The following is a 16,564-nucleotide window of genomic DNA, read 5'->3' on the forward strand; positions in this document are numbered from 1 at the left end:
GTCGGCTGCTCGGACCGCGGCGGTGCGCGCAGTCCGCCGGGCACCGTAGAATCAATGACGGATGGGTTGGCCAGGCAGCCGCGTTGTGCGGGCTCTGTTCTTTTGGACAGTGACCGGACACCGAGGAACGTCCGGGCTCCACAGGACAGGGTGGTGGGTAACGCCCACTCGGGGTAACCCGCAGGCCAGTGCCACAGAAAACAGACCGCCGTTTCGCGGATCAGTGCGGACGGTAAGGGTGAAACGGTGGTGTAAGAGACCACCAGCGTGCCGGGTGACCGGTGCGGCTCGGTAAACCCCACCCGGAGCAAGGCCAGACAGGGCGCGTTTGAGGGCTGTCCGCCCGAGCGTCCGGGTAGGCCGCTGGAGGGCGCCGGCAACGGCGTTCGTAGATGGATGGCTGCCTCTCCCGGTCCGGTAACGGTCCGGGATGACAGAACCCGGCGTATCGGCCAGCCCATCCGCTCACTCAAGCCGGACGCCGATCCACGTCCGGGGTCCCCTTCCAGGCTGTGCCGTAGTGGGTGACGATCGTGCGTGCTGTGGCTCCGCCGTCGTACCCGTCCACGTAATCGTGGGTGCTGAGCCGGACGCCGTACAGTGCTGAGAGTTCCCGGGCCGTGAGTAACCCCGCAGCGCTCCCGGCGCGCACGCTATCCCTGCGCATCAGCACCACCGAGTCGGCCAGGAACAGCGCGTGATCGGGGTGGTGGGTGCTCAGCAAAAGTGAAAAGCCTCCTGCCGCAAGTTCCCGGAGCATGGTGAGGACCCGTACCTGGTTCCTCAGATCCAATCCGGTGGCCGGCTCGTCGAGGATCAATGTGGGGCATTCGGCGGCGATGGCGCGTGCTATGAGAACCAGCTGTTGTTCCCCGCCGCTGAGGGTGGGAAACAGTCGTTGACCCATTTCGTCGATTCCTACCCGTTCCAGCGCGTTCATGGCCGCAGTGCGGTCGGCGGCGCCGGGGGAGCGGAACATTCCGATTCTGCGCGTGCGGCCCATGAGCACCATATCGATCACCCGGTAGGCGAAGGAGCTGCCGTGCGCCTGGGGAACATAACCCACCGCGTCCTCCCGTCGAACAGTTCCCTCCCTGGGCTGCAGTAGCCCGGCGGCGCAGCGCACCAGGGTGGTCTTGCCGCTGCCGTTGGGCCCAAGGATGGCCGTCACGGATCCGCGGGGGACGCTGAAGCCCACGTCCCGGAACACCCAGTGGCCCGGCGCGTAACCGCAGCCCACACCGCTGAGTTCAAGCACTGTCCCACAACCTGTCGCGGTTGCGGCGCAGCAGGAAGAAAAACACCGGAGCACCGATGAGGGCGGTCAGGATGCCCAGCGGGATTTCCCCGGCCGTTGCCGAGCGGGCGATGGTATCCACCGCAATGAGATACGCCGCACCAACCAGGAAGGACACGGGAAGCAGCACCCGGTGATCCGGCCCCACCCACATGCGGACCAGGTGCGGGATGACCAGGCCCACCCAGCTCACCACACCGCTGACCGCAACGGCTCCGGCCACCATGAGCGCTACCGCAGCCAGGATCACCCAGCGAAGGGCGCGCGGCCGCAGTCCGAGGGCGGTTGCATCATCGTCGCCAAGGGAGAGCACATTGACGCGCCAGCGCAGCGCAAGAACGACGGCGGCCCCCGCCAGGATGGGGATCGCTGCTACCAGCACTTGGCATAGGTGGCGGTGGCAACGCTTCCGAGCAGCCAGTACACAATCGCGGGGAGGGTGGTGAATGGGTCCGCAAGATAGGTCACCAGGGAAACCAGGGCGGAGAAGAACGAACCCGTGACCACACCACCGAGCACGATCATGAGCATCGGGGAGCCGCCACGTCCAGAGGTGACCAGGAACAGTAGTCCGAGGGCCGCAAGCCCGAAGGCAAAGGCGCCACCCACCAGGTACCCCGACCCCAGACCCAGCAGCAGGGAGAGCGCACCCCCGAGCGAGGCGCCGGCAGAAACCCCGATGATGTCGGGACTGACCAGCAGGTGCACAGCGGGATTGCGTCGGGGAGAATCAATTCACGTCTGCAGGTCCGGCATGCTGCCAGGCCGTCCGGTTCGTCGATGAGAAGGTCTGCGCCGGCCAAGGGAGTGCCTTCGGAAACCAAGTCAAAGCAGAACCGCATCGCATCGGGGAGCACGCCGGACAGCCGTCCAATTTGAACACGGACTTCCAGCACACGGCGACCTTTGGTCTTGTCGAGAACGGCGTCAACAAGGCCCTGAGTGATCGAAAGCTCGTGCATTCGCATTGCCACCCCTTCGATTCAATGTAAACCCGCTGCAGTGATTGCGCAACAGGTCAATTTGACTTAGAGAGGAACATCAGGTAGTAGAATCACGCGATCGTTGTTTAGGGTGGGAGTGGTCATCATCAGCCTCCAGTATCGGTTCGTCAAGAGCAGTCGGCATTCGGCCCTTGGAAAGCTGCAAACTGATTGATCCGACAGTGTCCTCCGTTACGCTAGGGGGATGACCGAGACGATGGCGCCACGGAAGTCGCTGGTGCTTCGGAACGCCAACTTCCGTGCTTTATGGCTCTCGGCGACCGTGGGGGTTCTGGGTACCGCGGTGGCGTCCATCGCGCTGCCCATCATTGCGGCGGTGGAGCTGCAGGCCAGCGACTTTGCCGTGGCGGCACTCGCCGGAATGACGTTCCTTCCCTGGCTGCTGCTGGGACTGCCCATTGGTGTGTGGGTTGACCGGTGGCCTCGAAAGCCGGTCATCATCTGGTCCCTCGTTGGCCGGATTCTAGCTCTGGCAACCCTGCCCGTGGCCTATTGGCTTGGGGTAATGACGGTGGCACATTTGTTCATCGTTGCCTTTATCGCAGGGCTTTCGGCCGTCTTCTTCAGTCTTGCTGACCAGGCGCTCGTGCCGCAGGCGGTGACCAAGGAGGAGTTGGTGGAGGGCAACGGTCTCATGACCGCCTCCGGGGCCTCGGCTGATGCCGCCGGGCGGGGCATTGCCGGCTGGCTGAGCGTGGTATTTGGCGCTTCCAACTCGCTTCTTGTGCAGGTCGGCACCTCGTTTGCCTCGCTGGTCGCCATTTCCTCGCTCAAACTGACGGAGGCAACTCCGGACCGTACCGAGCGGCACATTTTCCGTGAAATGACCGACGGCCTCCGCTATACGTTCAGCACCGCTCCGCTACGCGCCATTCTCTTCAATGCCGCGCTCTGGAACCTGGGCGGGAGCATGGTCGCCTCCCTGATGGTGCTGCTGATCATCCGCACACTGAACGAGTCGGAGATCTGGCTGGGCGTGCTGATGGCGGCCACCTCTGTTGGAGGAGCGGTGGGCGGCCTCAGCGCGAAATGGATCACCGAGAAGCTGGGTTCGGGTCCGGTATGGCGCTGGTCCATGGTGCCCGGCGTCTTCGGTTATGCGTCGTTGCTGGTCATGACCCCGGGCACAGGCATGATCCCCGGCCTGATCGGGATGTTTGTGATGGGGGTATCCATCGCCTTGAACATTGTCGTGGGAACCAGTTTCCGCCAGCGGGTTTGTCCGCCGGGGATGATGGGGCGGCTTGGCGCCGCCACGAGGATGGTCAGCTGGGGCATGCTGGGAATCGCCAGCATTATTGGCGGCCTACTCGCGGAACTTGTGGGCATCCGCGAGGCTATATTCATTGGTGTGTGTCTGGCATTCGCGGCGCCTCTGGTTGCTCTCTTGGGTCCGCTGCGGACCGTTCGGCAACTGGAAGATTTAGAACCGGAGGAATCAACCGCCGGCTGAGATTTTGATGCGCCGTTCTAGTGCCCAAACGGGTCAGGGTCCACTCCGGGCATCCACGTCAAGCCGGGTACTCCCCAGCCCTGTTCCTTGACGGCTTTGCGTGCCCTGCGTGCATATCTGCCGATCAGCCGGTCCACGTACAGCGTGCCATTCAGGTGGTCGAACTCATGCTGCATGCACCGTGCAAACCACCCTGTGGCCTCAAACTCAAGTGGACTGCCATCACCATCAAACCCATTGATCTTTACCCAATCGGCCCGCTTCAGAGGGAAAGACTCACCGGGCACCGACAGGCAGCCCTCGGACTCCTCGTCCTCGTCCGGATCCGCCCCGGACACTTTTGACCCCACCAGTGTGGGATTCACCAGCACCCCGCGGGTGGGAACGCCGTCGTCGTTGGCCATGTTGTAGACAAAAATGCGCTGACCAACCCCAATCTGTGGTGCAGCCAGTCCCACCCCATTTGCCTCGTCCATGGTTTCGAACATGTCTGCTATCAGGGTGCGGAGGATATCATCGAAATGCTCGACGGCGCCTGCCCGCTGGTGAAGAACCGGCTCGCCGGTAATGGTGACGGGGTGCACGGTCATTGGATATTTCCTGTGGGTCGCGGGGACGGTTTCAGCGGGCTATGCTGCGGCCGACGACGTCGCGCATGATCTCGCTGGTGCCGCCGAAGATGGTCAGCAGTCGCACTGCCAGAAAAGCCTGGGCCACCGGATACTCAAGGATGTAGCCGTATCCGCCGTGAAGCTGCAGGCAGCGGTCGGTAATCGACTTGGCACGTTCGCTGGCCCACAGCTTCACCCGTGCTGCGCTGTTGGAGTCCAGCTGGCCTGCGTTAAATGCCAGCATGGCCTTATCAACGTAGGCTTCGGTTACCTCTACCTCGGTTAGGACGTCGGCAAGCTCAAAGCGGGTGTTCTGGAAGTCGATGACTCTCTCGCCAAACGCATTGCGGTCTTTGGTATAGGCGACCGTGGCCTGATAGACGGAACGTGCCACCGCCGATGACGCGACAGCAATAGCCAGACGTCCCTGTGGCAGCTGCTCAGCTGCGTAGCGGAGCCCCTGCCCAACCTCACCCACCAGATTCGCCGCCGGCACTCTCACACTGTCGAAGAAGATCTCGGCGGTGTCCGATGCTTTCAGGCCCATCTTGTCGAGCTGCCTGCCGGTGTTGTAACCCTCCAACTTTTCCACCATGAACAGCGAGAAGGAATCAGTTGAGCCTCTCCCGGAGGAGCCGTCCGTGCGGGCAAGAACCAGGGCGGCGTCCCCGCTGATGCCGTTGCCGATGAAAGTCTTCTGTCCACTGACAAGCCAGTCTTCGCCGTCGCGCACTGCCTTGGTGCGCACACCGCGCAGGTCGCTGCCCGCACCCGGTTCGGTCATGGCGATCGAGGTGATCTTCTCGCCGGAAACCATCGCCGGCAGCCAGTGCTGTTTCAGCTCGGTCGATCCATAGGCCAGCAGGTGGGGGAGCACCAGGTCATCGTGGAGGTGGAGGGCAAGGGCCGCAGACAGGTGGTTGCTCTTTGCAAACTCCTCGTCCAGAACGGCACGAAAACGGTAATCCGGCATTCCCGCGCCGCCGAATTCCTCGGGAACCGCGAGGCCCAGCAGGCCCTGTTCGCCTGCTGCAGTCCACATTTGCCGGGGGATCATGCGTTCGGAGTCCCACGTGGGGTAATGCGGTGCTATTTCACGGGAGTTAAATTCCTGGGCCACTTCACGGAAGAGCTCGTGGTCTTCCTCGAACAGTGCGCGTTCCATGGGTTCCTTCCCCGTCAACATGAACAATGTCCGCCGGATACAACAATGGCCACCCGGGGACATATCCGCAGATGGCCATCGTGGTTACCCACGGCCGGAGCCGCAGGTCTCCCTTGGGGTGAGTAACGGGTTTTGAACCCGCGACCTCCTGGACCACAACCAGGCGCTCTACCAACTGAGCTATACCCACCATGTGCCTGTGCGCTTCTCTGGCTGCGTGTGCCGTTGCCCGGCGACCGCATCCTGATCTGCAAAAGGCAGCGCAGTCAATTTTACACACATTTTTCGACCCGCACGCCACCGTGCCGACCGGCCCGGCTGAAGATGCGCCTAGGACAGAAACCGACCGGCAATCGCTTTGCTGGCAGCGGAATCCGGGCCCGGGCCCGGAACAAAGACTGCCTCGCGGTAGTACTGGAGTTCACGGATGGAATCTCTGATATCGCCGAGCGCACGGTGTCCGCCGCTCTTTGCGGGCGCTTGAAAGTAGGCGCGGGTGAACCAGCGTCGAGCCAGCTCCTTGATGGTGGACACATCGATGATGCGGTAATGCAAATGGTCCACGATCGTTGGCATATCGCGTGCAAGGAACATTCGGTCCGTCCCCACGGAGTTGCCTGCGAGTTGTGCTTTGTTTGGATCAGGCACCCACGCGGTGATGTATTCCAGCACCCGCGTCTGGGCCTCCTGGAGCGTGATACCGCCCGACAGCTCGTCGAGCAGGCCGGAGGAGGTGTGCATGGCACGGACAAAATCACTCATCTGTGAAAGCGCAGCATCAGTCGGCCTGATAACAACATCCACGCCCTCGCCCAGAACGTTCAACTCGGAGTCCGTGACTAGTACGGCGACCTCGATCAGGGCATCCGCCTCAAGATTGAGGCCGGTCATTTCACAGTCAATCCACACAATATGTTCGTTTGTTATTGGCACCCGTCAAATGTACCGCGCCGAAAGGCACGCAAATCCGCACCTGCGCAGCGGACCGTCAACTACGTGCATGACTCCACTGGAGGAGGTCACTGCCCGGACTTTTCCCGCCAGACTCCTCCATGAGGGTTCGCGTGACATACCGCTGCACCGGCAGCTGGCCGGTCTCCGGTGGTCCAAAGGTGCTGGTCCATCGGCTGGGCCAGGCTGAATCGTGGTGGGACAGCGCCGGTTCTGAAGCAGGGCAGTCGTCGTGCTCCGATGAGGTTGCTGCGGGCGCACACGAGTCCGGGATGGTGTCGGTACTCTCTGGAACCGGGCCAATGGAAACCTGCAGAGCCAGCCGCTGGCGGTGGGCGTTGGATCGGCCAAGCAGCCACACCAGGATGAACCCCAGGCCCAGTACGGAAGTGATGAGGGCGTTGCCAGTGACCCCGACTCCCAGTACGCCCATAGCCAAGGCACATACCGCAACCATGAACAAGCCCCAGAGTGGCAGGCCAGCATCAAACCGCACTGTCTCCGCGACTCTCTTCGGAGGTTCTGCCCTATGGCGCCCCACAGCCATCAACCGCCTTAACCTTTGCTTGGATCCTGACTGATCCAGTCTATGGTGGCTCCCGGGACACCTGCGCACTGCCCGGAGCGCGTGCGGGACGCTCAAAAGTCGCAATGCTAAAATCAGTGCACTTCCCTGCAGCTGCGTGATGGGTGCCGGGCGGTCAGGCCGATTTGATGGCCAAACCGTCAATGCGAACATTTTCCTGCATTCAACCCAAAGGATTGGATCCACCTCGATGACCGCCCTAAGGCCCGCGGAACAATCCCACGTGGGGCGGCCAAACATCGCAATCATCCAAGGATTCGTTGGATCAATGCTGATGCTGATGGGTTCACTCGGAGTGGGCTGGCTTTCGCTGGCGTCAGTCGAGCTTCGCCGAATCCCGTTGATCATCTGGCTAAGATTTGAGCCACCTGGTGCTGTGATTTCAGTCATTCTCCTGGCATTTGGCGGCATGCTCCTTGTCCGGTCCTGGCTTCGACTGGGACAGCGGCTCCACGGGTGGGGCCCTGAAACGCGGCCCATCATCCTGAAGTCGATCATCGCCTGGGCGGCCCCGATGTGTCTGGCGCTGCCGCTGTTCAGCAGGGATGTGTTTGCCTACATTGCCCAGGGGCAGGTAATGGTGGCGGGCCTCAACCCATACGTGGACGGCTATTCGCAGATATCCAACTACCTGCAGATAGGCGCCGATGACCTGTGGGCGCAAAGCCCAACCCCCTACGGTCCGGTTTTCCTGTGGCTTGAGGAACTGGTGGTGCGGGCAACCGGCGGGCAGCCGGACTTCTCTATCCTCCTGTTCCGCATCATCGCCATCGCCGGTGTTGTGCTCTGTGTCTACTTTGTACCAAAACTTGCCGAGCTGCATGGCGTTAACCCCAACCGCGCACTGTGGCTCACCGCCGCGAATCCGCTGTTCCTCACCAACTTCATTGCCAGCATCCATAACGACTCACTGATGATGGGGCTGGCACTGGCAGGACTTTACCTGGCGGCTAAGAGCCGCTTCCTTCCCGCCATTGCGCTGATAACACTGTCAATTGGTGTCAAGCCGATCACCCTGATTTTCCTGCCGTTCATCGGCCTGATGTGGGCGGGCAAAGGAGCCAGCTGGCCGCGAAAGGTACTTTATTGGGCCATGACGGCCGGACTCTCCCTTGGTTTGCTGTGGCTGCTTGGGGTTGCTAACGGCCTCGGATTCGGCTGGGTGGGTGCACTCAGCACTCCCGGCAGCGTGTGGATCTGGTACGCGCCCATCGGGTTCCTGGGGATGGTTGTGGCGCTGCTTGGCAATGCGCTGGGACTCAACGGGGGATCACTGGCCGACGTCGTGCATTTGATTGGCCGGGGACTTTCACTGGTGGTCATCGGGTGGCAGGTTTTCCGCGGCGAGCACAGCCGGCTGGTGCGGCGCTTGGCGCTCGCTTTTGCCGCGATCGTATTCCTCGCTCCGATGATTCAGTCCTGGTACGTGGTCTGGTTGATTCCGCTGTTCGCGGTGACCGGCATCCGTGACGACTGGCAGGTGAAAACCCTGTACTTCCTGGTTTCATTCTTCATGATCTACGCAATCTCGGACCAGCTTGATATCTTCCCCTATATCGATCTGGCCCTCAACACCGCACGCCAGATAGCCGCCGTCGTTGGTGTGGCCTTCGCCCTGTACCTGGTGTTTCTTGATCCCCGCACAAAAACCCTGTTCCGCAAACGATTCCAGGAACCGGCGCTCAGCGCACCGCAGTGATGTGATCCGGTACGGCATGCATTCCGTGGTGCAAACCGCAATACTTAGTGCCATGACGGAATCGGAAGAGCACATTATCAGCGGCAGCTTCGACATCTCGGATTGGCAGCCCGAAACCTACCAGGTTGACGGCAGCGAGAGTGAGCTCAGCCGAGTACGGGCGTCAAAAGTCTTCAATGGTGCGATCGAAGGAACCAGCATCGCGGAACTCCTCATGGCCGGCAACAGCAGGGGAGCCGGCTATGTGGCGTCAGAGGTTTTCAACGGCTCATTCGAGGGCCGCTCCGGCAGCATGATCGTTCAGCACTGGGGGCTGGCGGAGGGCGCCGCAGCCGCGAGTTCCGGGCATATCATTCCCGGTTCGGGGACCCATGGGCTGGCCGGCATCTCCGGTAAAGCGGTCTACTCGCAGGACGCCTCCGGCCAGCATCACCTTGAGCTGCGGGTTACGTTTGCGTCTTGAAGGGTGCCCCCGGCGCGACTCGAACGCGCAACCTACGGATTAGAAGGCCGTTGCTCTATCCATTGAGCTACGGGGGCAGTGGTGCGGCAAAAACACGGGCCACGGCCCAAGTTTACTGCGTGTTTTGACTCGTCCAAGTCTGCGACATCTCCTGCACAGCGGCAAATTTTCGGGAGGGTTTTCCACAAGACGTCCTTTTCCCGTCCGACTGGCGCTCCGGCGATCAACACTGGAACTGCCGGCGGTTCAGCCGATTTCAGAGTCGAAGGGAAATCCCATGAGTGACAACATTACGGTGCGGGGCTACGTAGCAACTGAAGTAAGGGCGTCGGTAGCTAACAGCGGACTGGCCATCACCAGCTTCCGCATGTGCTCCACGGAACGGCGGTTCGACCGCGCCCGCAACGAATGGGTAGACGGTCACACCAACTGGTACTCGGTCTCGCTTTTCCGGCAGTTGGCCACAAATGCGGGCTGCAGTATCAAAAAGGGGGATCGTGTGCTGGTGACGGGCCGGCTGCGGATCCGGCCCTGGACTAATGAAGACGGGCGCAGCGGAACAACTGCGGAAATTGATGCAGACGCCGCCGGTCATGATCTGATGTGGGGCACTGCCAACTTCCGCCGATCAGTGAGCGACAGGAACGACGACGGCGCGCAGCAACTGCAGGCGCCCGAGGATCTGCCACCCGGGTTGGATCTGCGGACCGGGGAGCTTCAGCAGCTCGATGCCGCACCAACTGATTACTCCGATATGTCCAGTTCCGCCGATGAGGAAGATCAATCCATTTCAAGCGGGAAAGAAGCGGAAGAAAAGGCAGGGGCGCCGTTCTAGGAACCGGGGTGCAACCGCTTCGCGCATGACAGAATGGCAGGCGTGAACTCATCAACCCGACCACGCTGGCGGATCGCGGGACGGCTGGCCCCTGCGGTGCTGCTGGTTTCCCTTCTGGCTGTTGCGGGCTGTGCTCCGGAGACGGGTCCGGCCGATCCCCAGTCTCCACTGGCTTCGGATCAACGGTCCATCGAAGCACGCACTGGGGAGGGCGCTGGTTCGGGTGCCGTCGATCAGCCGGAACAAGAGCCGACGGCACCGGACGCCGAGCCCAGCGCGTCCACGGAGGCGGAGGCTGCTGTCGGCGGGGTGACCGCTGCGCTGGTGGAGCTCGCGGCCGACTCATCCAGTCCAACCCGCGGGGAAATGGTGAACGCTTTCGTGGACGCCGGCATTGCGGAGGACGCGGTGGAGGTTTCACTGGATGTCACCCCGACCGGCCTCGAAGTGGACGCCATCCAGGCTGCCAGCCCGGTGGGCGCTACCTGTGTGGTGGGCCAGATCCGTGATGGTAGCGCTGTTGTGTCCCTTCTCCCCGTCCTGGCCAGCGGTCTTTGTTTTGTGGGTGATCAACGCTGACGCGTGGTGAATTCCAATAATGACGGCGGACGGGGTGGCGGGAAGTCCGCAATACCGCGTGAATGTGTGTTGTGCCCACGGACGCACTAGCCTTATTGCATGGCGGAATTTATCTACACGATGACCAAGGCCCGCAAGGCTGTCGGCGACAAAGTAATCCTGGACGACGTAAGCATGTCCTTCATACCCGGCGCAAAGATCGGCGTTGTGGGACCAAACGGTTCGGGTAAGTCCACCATCCTTAAGATTATGGCCGGACTGGACACCCCCTCGAATGGTGAGGCGCGGTTGAGCGCCGGGTACTCGGTGGGAATCCTACTGCAGGAGCCACCCCTCAACGAGGAAAAAACAGTGCTGGGCAACGTGCAGGAAGGCGTTGGTGAGATCCACGGCAAGATCCAGCGCTTCAATGAGATCTCTGAAGAGATGGCCAACCCCGATGCGGATTACGATTCCCTTCTTGAGGAGATGGGGCACCTTCAGGAAGCCATTGACGCCGCGGACGCCTGGGATCTGGATTCCCAGCTTGAGCAGGCCATGGACGCGCTGCGCTGTCCGCCGCCGGACTCCGAGGTGACCACTCTCTCGGGCGGTGAGCGGCGCCGCGTAGCATTGTGCAAGCTGTTGTTGCAGAAGCCGGACCTGTTGCTGCTTGACGAGCCCACCAACCACCTTGACGCGGAAAGTGTCCTGTGGCTGGAGCAGCACCTTTCTGCATACCCAGGCGCCGTGCTCGCTGTCACCCACGACCGGTACTTTCTTGACCACGTGGCTCAGTGGATCGCCGAGGTGGATCGCGGCCACCTGTATCCGTATGAAGGAAACTACTCGACCTATCTGGAGAAGAAGCGCGCGCGTTTGGAAGTCCAGGGCAAAAAGGATCAGAAGCTGTCCAGGCGACTGACCGACGAGCTTGAGTGGGTTCGTTCCAACGCCAAGGGACGCCAGACCAAGTCCAAGGCCCGTCTGGGACGGTACGAGGAGATGGTTGCGGAAGCGGAGCGCACCAAAAAACTCGACTTCGAGGAGATCCAGATTCCCGCGGGTCCACGGCTCGGCAGTCAGGTGATCGAGGCCCACGACATCCGGAAGGGCTACGACGACCGCATCCTGATTGACGGGCTGTCCTTCTCCCTTCCGCGAAACGGGATCGTTGGCGTGATCGGACCAAACGGTGTGGGCAAGACCACGCTCTTCAAGACCATCGTCGGGCTCGAACCCCTTGATAGCGGAGAGTTGAGGATCGGCGATTCCGTCAAAATCTCCTACGTTGATCAGTCCAGAGGAGGAATCGACCCGAACAAGTCCCTGTGGGAAGTGGTGTCCGACGGCCTCGACTTCATCCAGGTTGGTCAGGTGGAGATGCCCTCACGTGCCTACGTTTCGGCCTTTGGATTCAAGGGACCTGACCAGCAGAAGAAGGCGGGTGTGCTCTCGGGCGGGGAGCGCAACCGGCTGAACCTCGCGCTGACTCTGAAGCAGGGCGGAAACCTGCTGCTGCTCGATGAGCCCACAAACGACCTCGACGTGGAGACACTGTCCAGCCTTGAGAATGCGCTTTTGGAGTTTCCGGGATGTGCCGTGGTGGTATCGCACGACCGGTGGTTCCTTGACCGGGTGGCCACACACATTCTGTCGTACGAAGGGACCGACGAGGACCCTGACAAGTGGTACTGGTTCGAAGGAAACTTTGAAGCTTATGAGGAGAATAAGATCGAGCGGCTTGGTCCGGACGCGGCAAAACCGCACCGGGTGACCCACCGCCGACTCACGCGGGACTAGAGTCGGAAAAGTACTACCTGCGAGGGCGCTCATCCGTTGAGGGTGGGTGCCCTCGCGCGTTGGGCAAACGGGGATGAGGCGGAAAAGCTTCCTGCCCTGGACGTGGCGCTGCGTTGGCTTTAGGTGGACTTCCCAGACCAGCGCTTCATCTTCTGGTCCATGAGCTTCTTCTGCACGGCACCCTTCATCTTGGACCCCATGTCGGTGGGCACGCGGACCATTCCCTCCTGCGCGACGGTCGCCAAAAGTTCGCCGGTGCGGCTGTAAATCTTCCCCGTGGCGAGTCCGCGAGCACCCGAGGCACTCGGGGACTCCTGTACATAGAGGAGCCATTCATCCACCCGCACCGGACGGTGCCACCACATTGCATGGTCCAGGCTGGCAACGCTCATGCGGGGCTGAATCCAACTGAGCCCATGTGGCCGAAGGATCGACTCAAGCAGCGTGTAGTCGCTGGCGTAGGCGAGTGCAGCACGGTGAATGGTCTGGTCGTCGGGCATCGGCCCGAAGGTCTTCATCCAGACAGCGTTGACCGGTTCCCGAGCGCCGGTGTTCTCGACATACAGCGGACTGTCGATGTGGCGGATATCGAAGGGTCGGTCGAAGGCCCAGGCACGTGCCACTGGGTGGTCGAAACCGCCCAGCAGGTCGGCGGTGCTGGGCAGCGATTCCGGGTCTGGAATGTCGGCAGGCATTGGCTCCTGGTGGATCACGCCGTCGTCGGGCTCCTGAAAAGACGCGATCATCGAAAGGATCGGGACACCATTTTGGTAGGCGTGTGCGCGCCGCGCGGAAAACGAACGGCCGTCCCGCAGCCGTTGGACGCCAAAGGTGATGGGCAGCTGAGCATCGCCCGCACGGAGGAAGTAGCCGTGCATTGAGTGCACCTCACGGGTGGGTTCCACAGTGCGGATGGCCGCGACCAGCGACTGCGCGAGGACCTGCCCGCCAAAGACGCGCCGGCCGGGTTGCTTGACCGGCGTAGTGACAAAGATCTCCTCATCAGTCTGCGCCCCCTGGGCCTCGCTGAGATCCAGCAGGTCAAGGAGCGTCAGTGTGGGATCCGGCATCGACTCAGCAGACATGGGGTGCGCAGCTCCTCGCTGTGGGCGGGTGGACTTCATTCCCGGCCAACTCAGGCTGTGGGACTACACCCGACCTTAGACGTACCGCCCGTTAACCCTCAACCGCGCGTGCCCGTGTCGAACGGCTACGCACGCGTTAGGCGCCACGGAAAGCCTTTGACAGGATGGCTGTATGGCTACGGATGCGGTTTCAGCGAACAACCTTGTCTTTGCCGACCGCCAGGTGGCCGCCGACCTGAGGACTTTTGTGGTGCGCGCCCGTGCGGCCGAGGACGGCGCGGTGGTCCTGCAGGCCTCCGGGAAGATCCTTGCGGCCTACGTGTGCATTCTCCGCCCGCGCGCCCTGGGCGAGGCCACGCCGACGGTGCTGGGGCTGCGGACCATGCCCCTGGCGGACGCAGCGGAAGTGGACACCACGGTGTCGCTCGCGTCAGTGTCGGACAGGTTGGCGCGGATGGCAGAGAAGGACGTCGTTCTGAGCGTTCCGCCCGCAACCGTCACCGAAAGCTGGACCGGGGTACTGCCTCCCCGCGCGGGCTGGATGGCCGAGGGGCCCGTTGAAGCGGGGACGTTGCTGGATGCCGCCCGCGCTGGAATACACGAAGTTGCGGAAACTGTTCCCAACAGCCCGGGGGCCCTCATCGTCAACAACGCCCGCGGCGCAATATGGGGGCGTCCAATCGAGGGACTGGACGTGCCTATCCCGGCCGGTGCCGCCTTCGGTGCCTTTGCGCTTGGATTCCTGAATCCGGAGATGCTGGCGGATGTCTTCACGAATGGACGCTGGATCCGGGTCAGCACACCGGTGGGTCACGTCCTGGCGCGCCCGGCAGCTGTCCTTTAGAACTGCGCGGTGTTGTTTGCTACGCGGAATTGACCATCGAATGTGCTGCCCGTTCCAGATAATCCCAGAGCGTTGCCTCATGCAGCGGTGACAAGGCAAGCGAATCGACAGCGTGACGCATGTGTTCCAGCCAGTGGTCACGCGCCAGGGGAGTCACGTGGAACGGCTGATGCCGCATCCGCAGGCGCGGATGTCCGCGTTGTTCGCCGTAGGTCCGCGGCCCTCCCCAGTACTGCTCCAGGAACATGAGCAGCCGCTGTTTGGCAGGTCCAAGATCCTCTTCCGGGTACATGGGCCGCAGCACATCATCGCCGGCTACGCCCTCATAGAAAGCGTCAACCAGTTTCGTGAAGACCTCGTGGCCGCCCACGGCTTCGTAAAAGTTGTCGGTATAGGCGGGCTGGTCAAACCGCGGACCCACGGGTGTCAGTCGGGCGATGGGCTCGCCAAACCGTGACTGGATGGGAATTCCGTTCTGTGAGTCTTCGCTCATGTTGCCTTACCTGCCGTACCTGTTGTCGTGGTGGGTTGACTCGTTTCCTGGGGCTTCTCCGGTTCTACATAATTTCCCTGTGAACGGTTACCCACTTTCATGATGTCGCCGTTGCGGATATACCAGATGGTTCCGTTTTCATCGACCATCCGGGTAATCCGCAGCCCCACCGATTGAACCACCCCCACGGTGTCACCCACCTCAATGACATCGCCGATGCCGTACTGGTCCTCGATGGTGATGAAAAAGCCAAGAAAGGCATCGCGGATGATCTCTCGGGCTCCGAAGCCAATGGCGATACCCACAATGCCGACGCTCGCGAGGATGGGTCCGATGTTGAGGCCGATCTCGCTCAGTGCCATGATGACGGCGATGATGGCAATCCCAACCCCCGACACACTGCGCAACAGTGAACCAATGGTTTCAGCGCGTTGGGTGCGGCGCTTGTCATCCAGAGATCTGAGCACCGGCTGGGCCCATTTGAAATGCGGCTTCTTCAGCATCTCGTAACCGTGCTGAACCCGGCCCACCATGCGATTAATGAGGAACCGGAGGACCAGCCAAATGAGCAGGGCCACAACAATGATGATTGCCGCTCCGATAAGGTCTCCGCCGACTCCGAGATGGTCCAGAAACTGCATGAGTGCTCCGACGCTTCCTTTTGGTGTGGCTTTTCACTACCGGAATCGTGTCTGCCGGTAGGCCCGGGGGCCATCAATAGGCTACCGCCGTAGGCTGGGTGGATGCGCATTCTGATCCTTGGCGGCACAGTATTTCTCTCCCGGCGAATTGCGGTGATGGCTGTTGAATCTGGCCATAATGTGACCTGCCTGGCCCGCGGAACATCCAGCGCACCACCGGACGGCGTGGCCTTTATCCAGGCTGACCGGGACCAGCCGCACGCTTACGGCCTGGCAGGGGAGTGGGACGCCGTCGTCGACGTTTCCAGTGATCCCCGGCAGGTCCGGGAAGCGTTGACTGCCCTCGGCGGGCGCGCGCGCCACTGGACATTCGTCTCCAGCTGTTCCGTCTACGCGGACAATGGGACCCCGGGCCAGGACGAGAGGGCGCAGCTTCTGCCAGCGTACGACGGCGGCGGTCCGGCTTCCGCCGAACAGTACGGCGAGGCGAAGGTCGCCTGCGAAGAGGCTTGCGCCGACGCACTGGGGGATCGCTTGCTTATCGCCAGGCCGGGGCTGATCTGCGGCCCGGGCGATGGCAGCGACCGGTTTGGCTATTGGCCAGCCCGGCTCGCTCAGGGTGGTGAGGTACTCGCTCCGGAGATCCGGGATGCCCACACCCAGACCATCGACGTCGACGACCTTGCCCTCTGGATTGTCCAGTGTGCTGAAAACCTGGTGACTGGAACCTACAACGCTCTTGGCCCGTCAATTCCATTCGGTGAACTCCTGGACGCCACAGTGAAGGTGGCAGGGTTCGACGGCGGTATCGGGTGGGCGCCACCGGCATGGTTGACGGACTGTGGAGTCGCCTATTGGGCGGGTCCGGACTCGTTGCCGCACTGGCTGCCGGACGGCTATGAAGGGTTCGCAGCGCGCTCCTCCGCGGCGGCGCGGGTCAACGGGCTGGCATTACGTCCAGTCGAGGAGACCATCGCGCGGGTATTGGAGGATGAACGACGGCGGGGACTCACCCGTGGGCGGAAGTCCGGTCTTCTTCCGGAGACGGAGGAGAAGCTGCTGGCGGAGCTCGCCGG

18 protein-coding genes, 2 tRNA genes, 1 other RNA gene and 1 pseudogene are annotated in these 16,564 nt (G+C 62.0%); 9 read left to right on the top strand and 13 right to left on the bottom strand.

All coding sequences use genetic code 11. The features are described from left to right. Window positions 1-62 precede the first annotated feature (62 nt). An RNA gene (gene rnpB, locus Y708_RS27300) (RNase P RNA component class A) lies at window positions 63-464 on the top strand. Between the two features lie 5 nt (window positions 465-469). Here the strand turns inward: rnpB and Y708_RS0101815 are convergent. From Y708_RS0101815 to Y708_RS27985, 4 genes and pseudogenes are all read right to left on the bottom strand, one after another. After that, window positions 470-1,258: an ABC transporter ATP-binding protein gene (locus Y708_RS0101815; RefSeq protein WP_028278591.1), complete on the bottom strand. Its 789-nt coding sequence runs from the start codon at window positions 1,256-1,258 to the stop codon at window positions 470-472. After that, on the bottom strand, window positions 1,251-1,679 hold the full coding sequence (locus Y708_RS30685) for a FecCD family ABC transporter permease (RefSeq protein WP_051478435.1): 429 nt from the start codon (window positions 1,677-1,679) through the stop codon (window positions 1,251-1,253). The genes Y708_RS0101815 and Y708_RS30685 overlap by 8 nt, the downstream gene beginning before the upstream one ends. Beyond that, window positions 1,670-2,005, bottom strand: coding sequence for an iron chelate uptake ABC transporter family permease subunit (locus tag Y708_RS30690; protein WP_051478439.1), 336 nt, complete (start codon window positions 2,003-2,005; stop codon window positions 1,670-1,672). The genes Y708_RS30685 and Y708_RS30690 overlap by 10 nt, the downstream gene beginning before the upstream one ends. A 47-nt stretch (window positions 2,006-2,052) precedes the next feature. Continuing rightward, window positions 2,053-2,265, bottom strand: a pseudogene (locus tag Y708_RS27985) (hydrogenase maturation nickel metallochaperone HypA); the annotation flags it as partial. 220 nt (window positions 2,266-2,485) lie between these two features. On the opposite strand from Y708_RS27985, the gene Y708_RS0101825 reads away from it, so the two are divergent. Next, window positions 2,486-3,754 (top strand): MFS transporter, encoded by a 1,269-nt coding sequence (locus Y708_RS0101825; protein WP_028278592.1) that lies wholly within the window; start codon window positions 2,486-2,488, stop codon window positions 3,752-3,754. A gap of 17 nt (window positions 3,755-3,771) precedes the next feature. On the opposite strand, the gene def is transcribed toward Y708_RS0101825, so the two are convergent. From def to Y708_RS27275, 5 genes are all read right to left on the bottom strand, one after another. After that, window positions 3,772-4,344 (bottom strand): peptide deformylase, encoded by a 573-nt coding sequence (def, locus tag Y708_RS0101830; protein WP_028278593.1) that lies wholly within the window; start codon window positions 4,342-4,344, stop codon window positions 3,772-3,774. A gap of 31 nt (window positions 4,345-4,375) precedes the next feature. Beyond that, window positions 4,376-5,530 carry an acyl-CoA dehydrogenase family protein gene (locus Y708_RS0101835; protein WP_028278594.1) on the bottom strand — a complete coding sequence of 385 codons (1,155 nt, stop codon included), beginning with the start codon at window positions 5,528-5,530 and terminating at the stop codon, window positions 4,376-4,378. 114 nt (window positions 5,531-5,644) lie between these two features. Further along, window positions 5,645-5,720: transfer RNA gene (locus tag Y708_RS0101840), tRNA-His, on the bottom strand. A 140-nt stretch (window positions 5,721-5,860) separates the two neighbouring features. Next, window positions 5,861-6,463, bottom strand: a complete 603-nt coding sequence (orn, locus tag Y708_RS0101845; protein ID WP_081746427.1) for an oligoribonuclease — start codon at window positions 6,461-6,463, stop codon at window positions 5,861-5,863. 55 nt (window positions 6,464-6,518) lie between these two features. Continuing rightward, on the bottom strand, window positions 6,519-6,977 hold the full coding sequence (locus Y708_RS27275; protein ID WP_028278596.1) for a hypothetical protein: 459 nt from the start codon (window positions 6,975-6,977) through the stop codon (window positions 6,519-6,521). 280 nt (window positions 6,978-7,257) lie between these two features. Here Y708_RS27275 and mptB point away from each other — a divergent pair, with 280 nt between their 5' ends. Together mptB and Y708_RS0101860 are read left to right on the top strand one after the other, a co-directional pair. Next, on the top strand, window positions 7,258-8,766 hold the full coding sequence (gene mptB / locus Y708_RS0101855) for a polyprenol phosphomannose-dependent alpha 1,6 mannosyltransferase MptB (RefSeq protein ID WP_035775055.1): 1,509 nt from the start codon (window positions 7,258-7,260) through the stop codon (window positions 8,764-8,766). A 52-nt stretch (window positions 8,767-8,818) separates the two neighbouring features. Further along, on the top strand, window positions 8,819-9,229 hold the full coding sequence (locus tag Y708_RS0101860; protein WP_028278598.1) for a DUF3224 domain-containing protein: 411 nt from the start codon (window positions 8,819-8,821) through the stop codon (window positions 9,227-9,229). Between the two features lie 4 nt (window positions 9,230-9,233). Here Y708_RS0101860 and Y708_RS0101865 read toward each other — a convergent pair. Beyond that, window positions 9,234-9,306: transfer RNA gene (locus Y708_RS0101865), tRNA-Arg, on the bottom strand. 200 nt (window positions 9,307-9,506) lie between these two features. Here Y708_RS0101865 and ssb point away from each other — a divergent pair. From ssb to ettA, 3 genes are all read left to right on the top strand, one after another. Continuing rightward, window positions 9,507-10,064: a single-stranded DNA-binding protein gene (gene ssb, locus Y708_RS27280; RefSeq protein WP_051478441.1), complete on the top strand. Its 558-nt coding sequence runs from the start codon at window positions 9,507-9,509 to the stop codon at window positions 10,062-10,064. Window positions 10,065-10,106: 42 nt separating this feature from the next. Next, complete coding sequence (locus Y708_RS30695) at window positions 10,107-10,643, top strand: DUF6993 domain-containing protein (RefSeq protein WP_253905658.1); 537 nt, start codon at window positions 10,107-10,109, stop codon at window positions 10,641-10,643. 99 nt (window positions 10,644-10,742) lie between these two features. Beyond that, on the top strand, window positions 10,743-12,425 hold the full coding sequence (gene ettA / locus Y708_RS0101880; RefSeq protein WP_028278599.1) for an energy-dependent translational throttle protein EttA: 1,683 nt from the start codon (window positions 10,743-10,745) through the stop codon (window positions 12,423-12,425). A 119-nt stretch (window positions 12,426-12,544) separates the two neighbouring features. On the opposite strand, the gene Y708_RS0101885 is transcribed toward ettA, so the two are convergent. After that, window positions 12,545-13,510 (bottom strand): acyl-CoA thioesterase, encoded by a 966-nt coding sequence (locus tag Y708_RS0101885; RefSeq protein WP_028278600.1) that lies wholly within the window; start codon window positions 13,508-13,510, stop codon window positions 12,545-12,547. 172 nt (window positions 13,511-13,682) lie between these two features. Between Y708_RS0101885 and Y708_RS0101890 the strand changes: the two genes are divergently transcribed. Beyond that, window positions 13,683-14,354 (top strand): DUF8185 domain-containing protein, encoded by a 672-nt coding sequence (locus Y708_RS0101890; protein ID WP_028278601.1) that lies wholly within the window; start codon window positions 13,683-13,685, stop codon window positions 14,352-14,354. Between the two features lie 19 nt (window positions 14,355-14,373). Here the strand turns inward: Y708_RS0101890 and Y708_RS0101895 are convergent, their stop codons facing one another. Both Y708_RS0101895 and Y708_RS22300 read right to left on the bottom strand, forming a co-directional pair. Then, window positions 14,374-14,847 carry a globin gene (locus tag Y708_RS0101895; RefSeq protein ID WP_028278602.1) on the bottom strand — a complete coding sequence of 158 codons (474 nt, stop codon included), beginning with the start codon at window positions 14,845-14,847 and terminating at the stop codon, window positions 14,374-14,376. After that, window positions 14,844-15,488 (bottom strand): mechanosensitive ion channel family protein, encoded by a 645-nt coding sequence (locus Y708_RS22300; RefSeq protein ID WP_051478443.1) that lies wholly within the window; start codon window positions 15,486-15,488, stop codon window positions 14,844-14,846. The genes Y708_RS0101895 and Y708_RS22300 overlap by 4 nt, the downstream gene beginning before the upstream one ends. Before the next feature lie 102 nt (window positions 15,489-15,590). On the opposite strand from Y708_RS22300, the gene Y708_RS0101905 reads away from it, so the two are divergent. Continuing rightward, window positions 15,591-16,564 (top strand): NAD-dependent epimerase/dehydratase family protein (locus tag Y708_RS0101905; RefSeq protein ID WP_028278603.1); only part of this gene is annotated, 974 nt, incomplete at its 3' end.

Origin of the sequence: Arthrobacter sp. H5, assembly GCF_000520595.1 — a bacterium.
Taxonomy (GTDB): domain Bacteria; phylum Actinomycetota; class Actinomycetes; order Actinomycetales; family Micrococcaceae; genus Arthrobacter_D.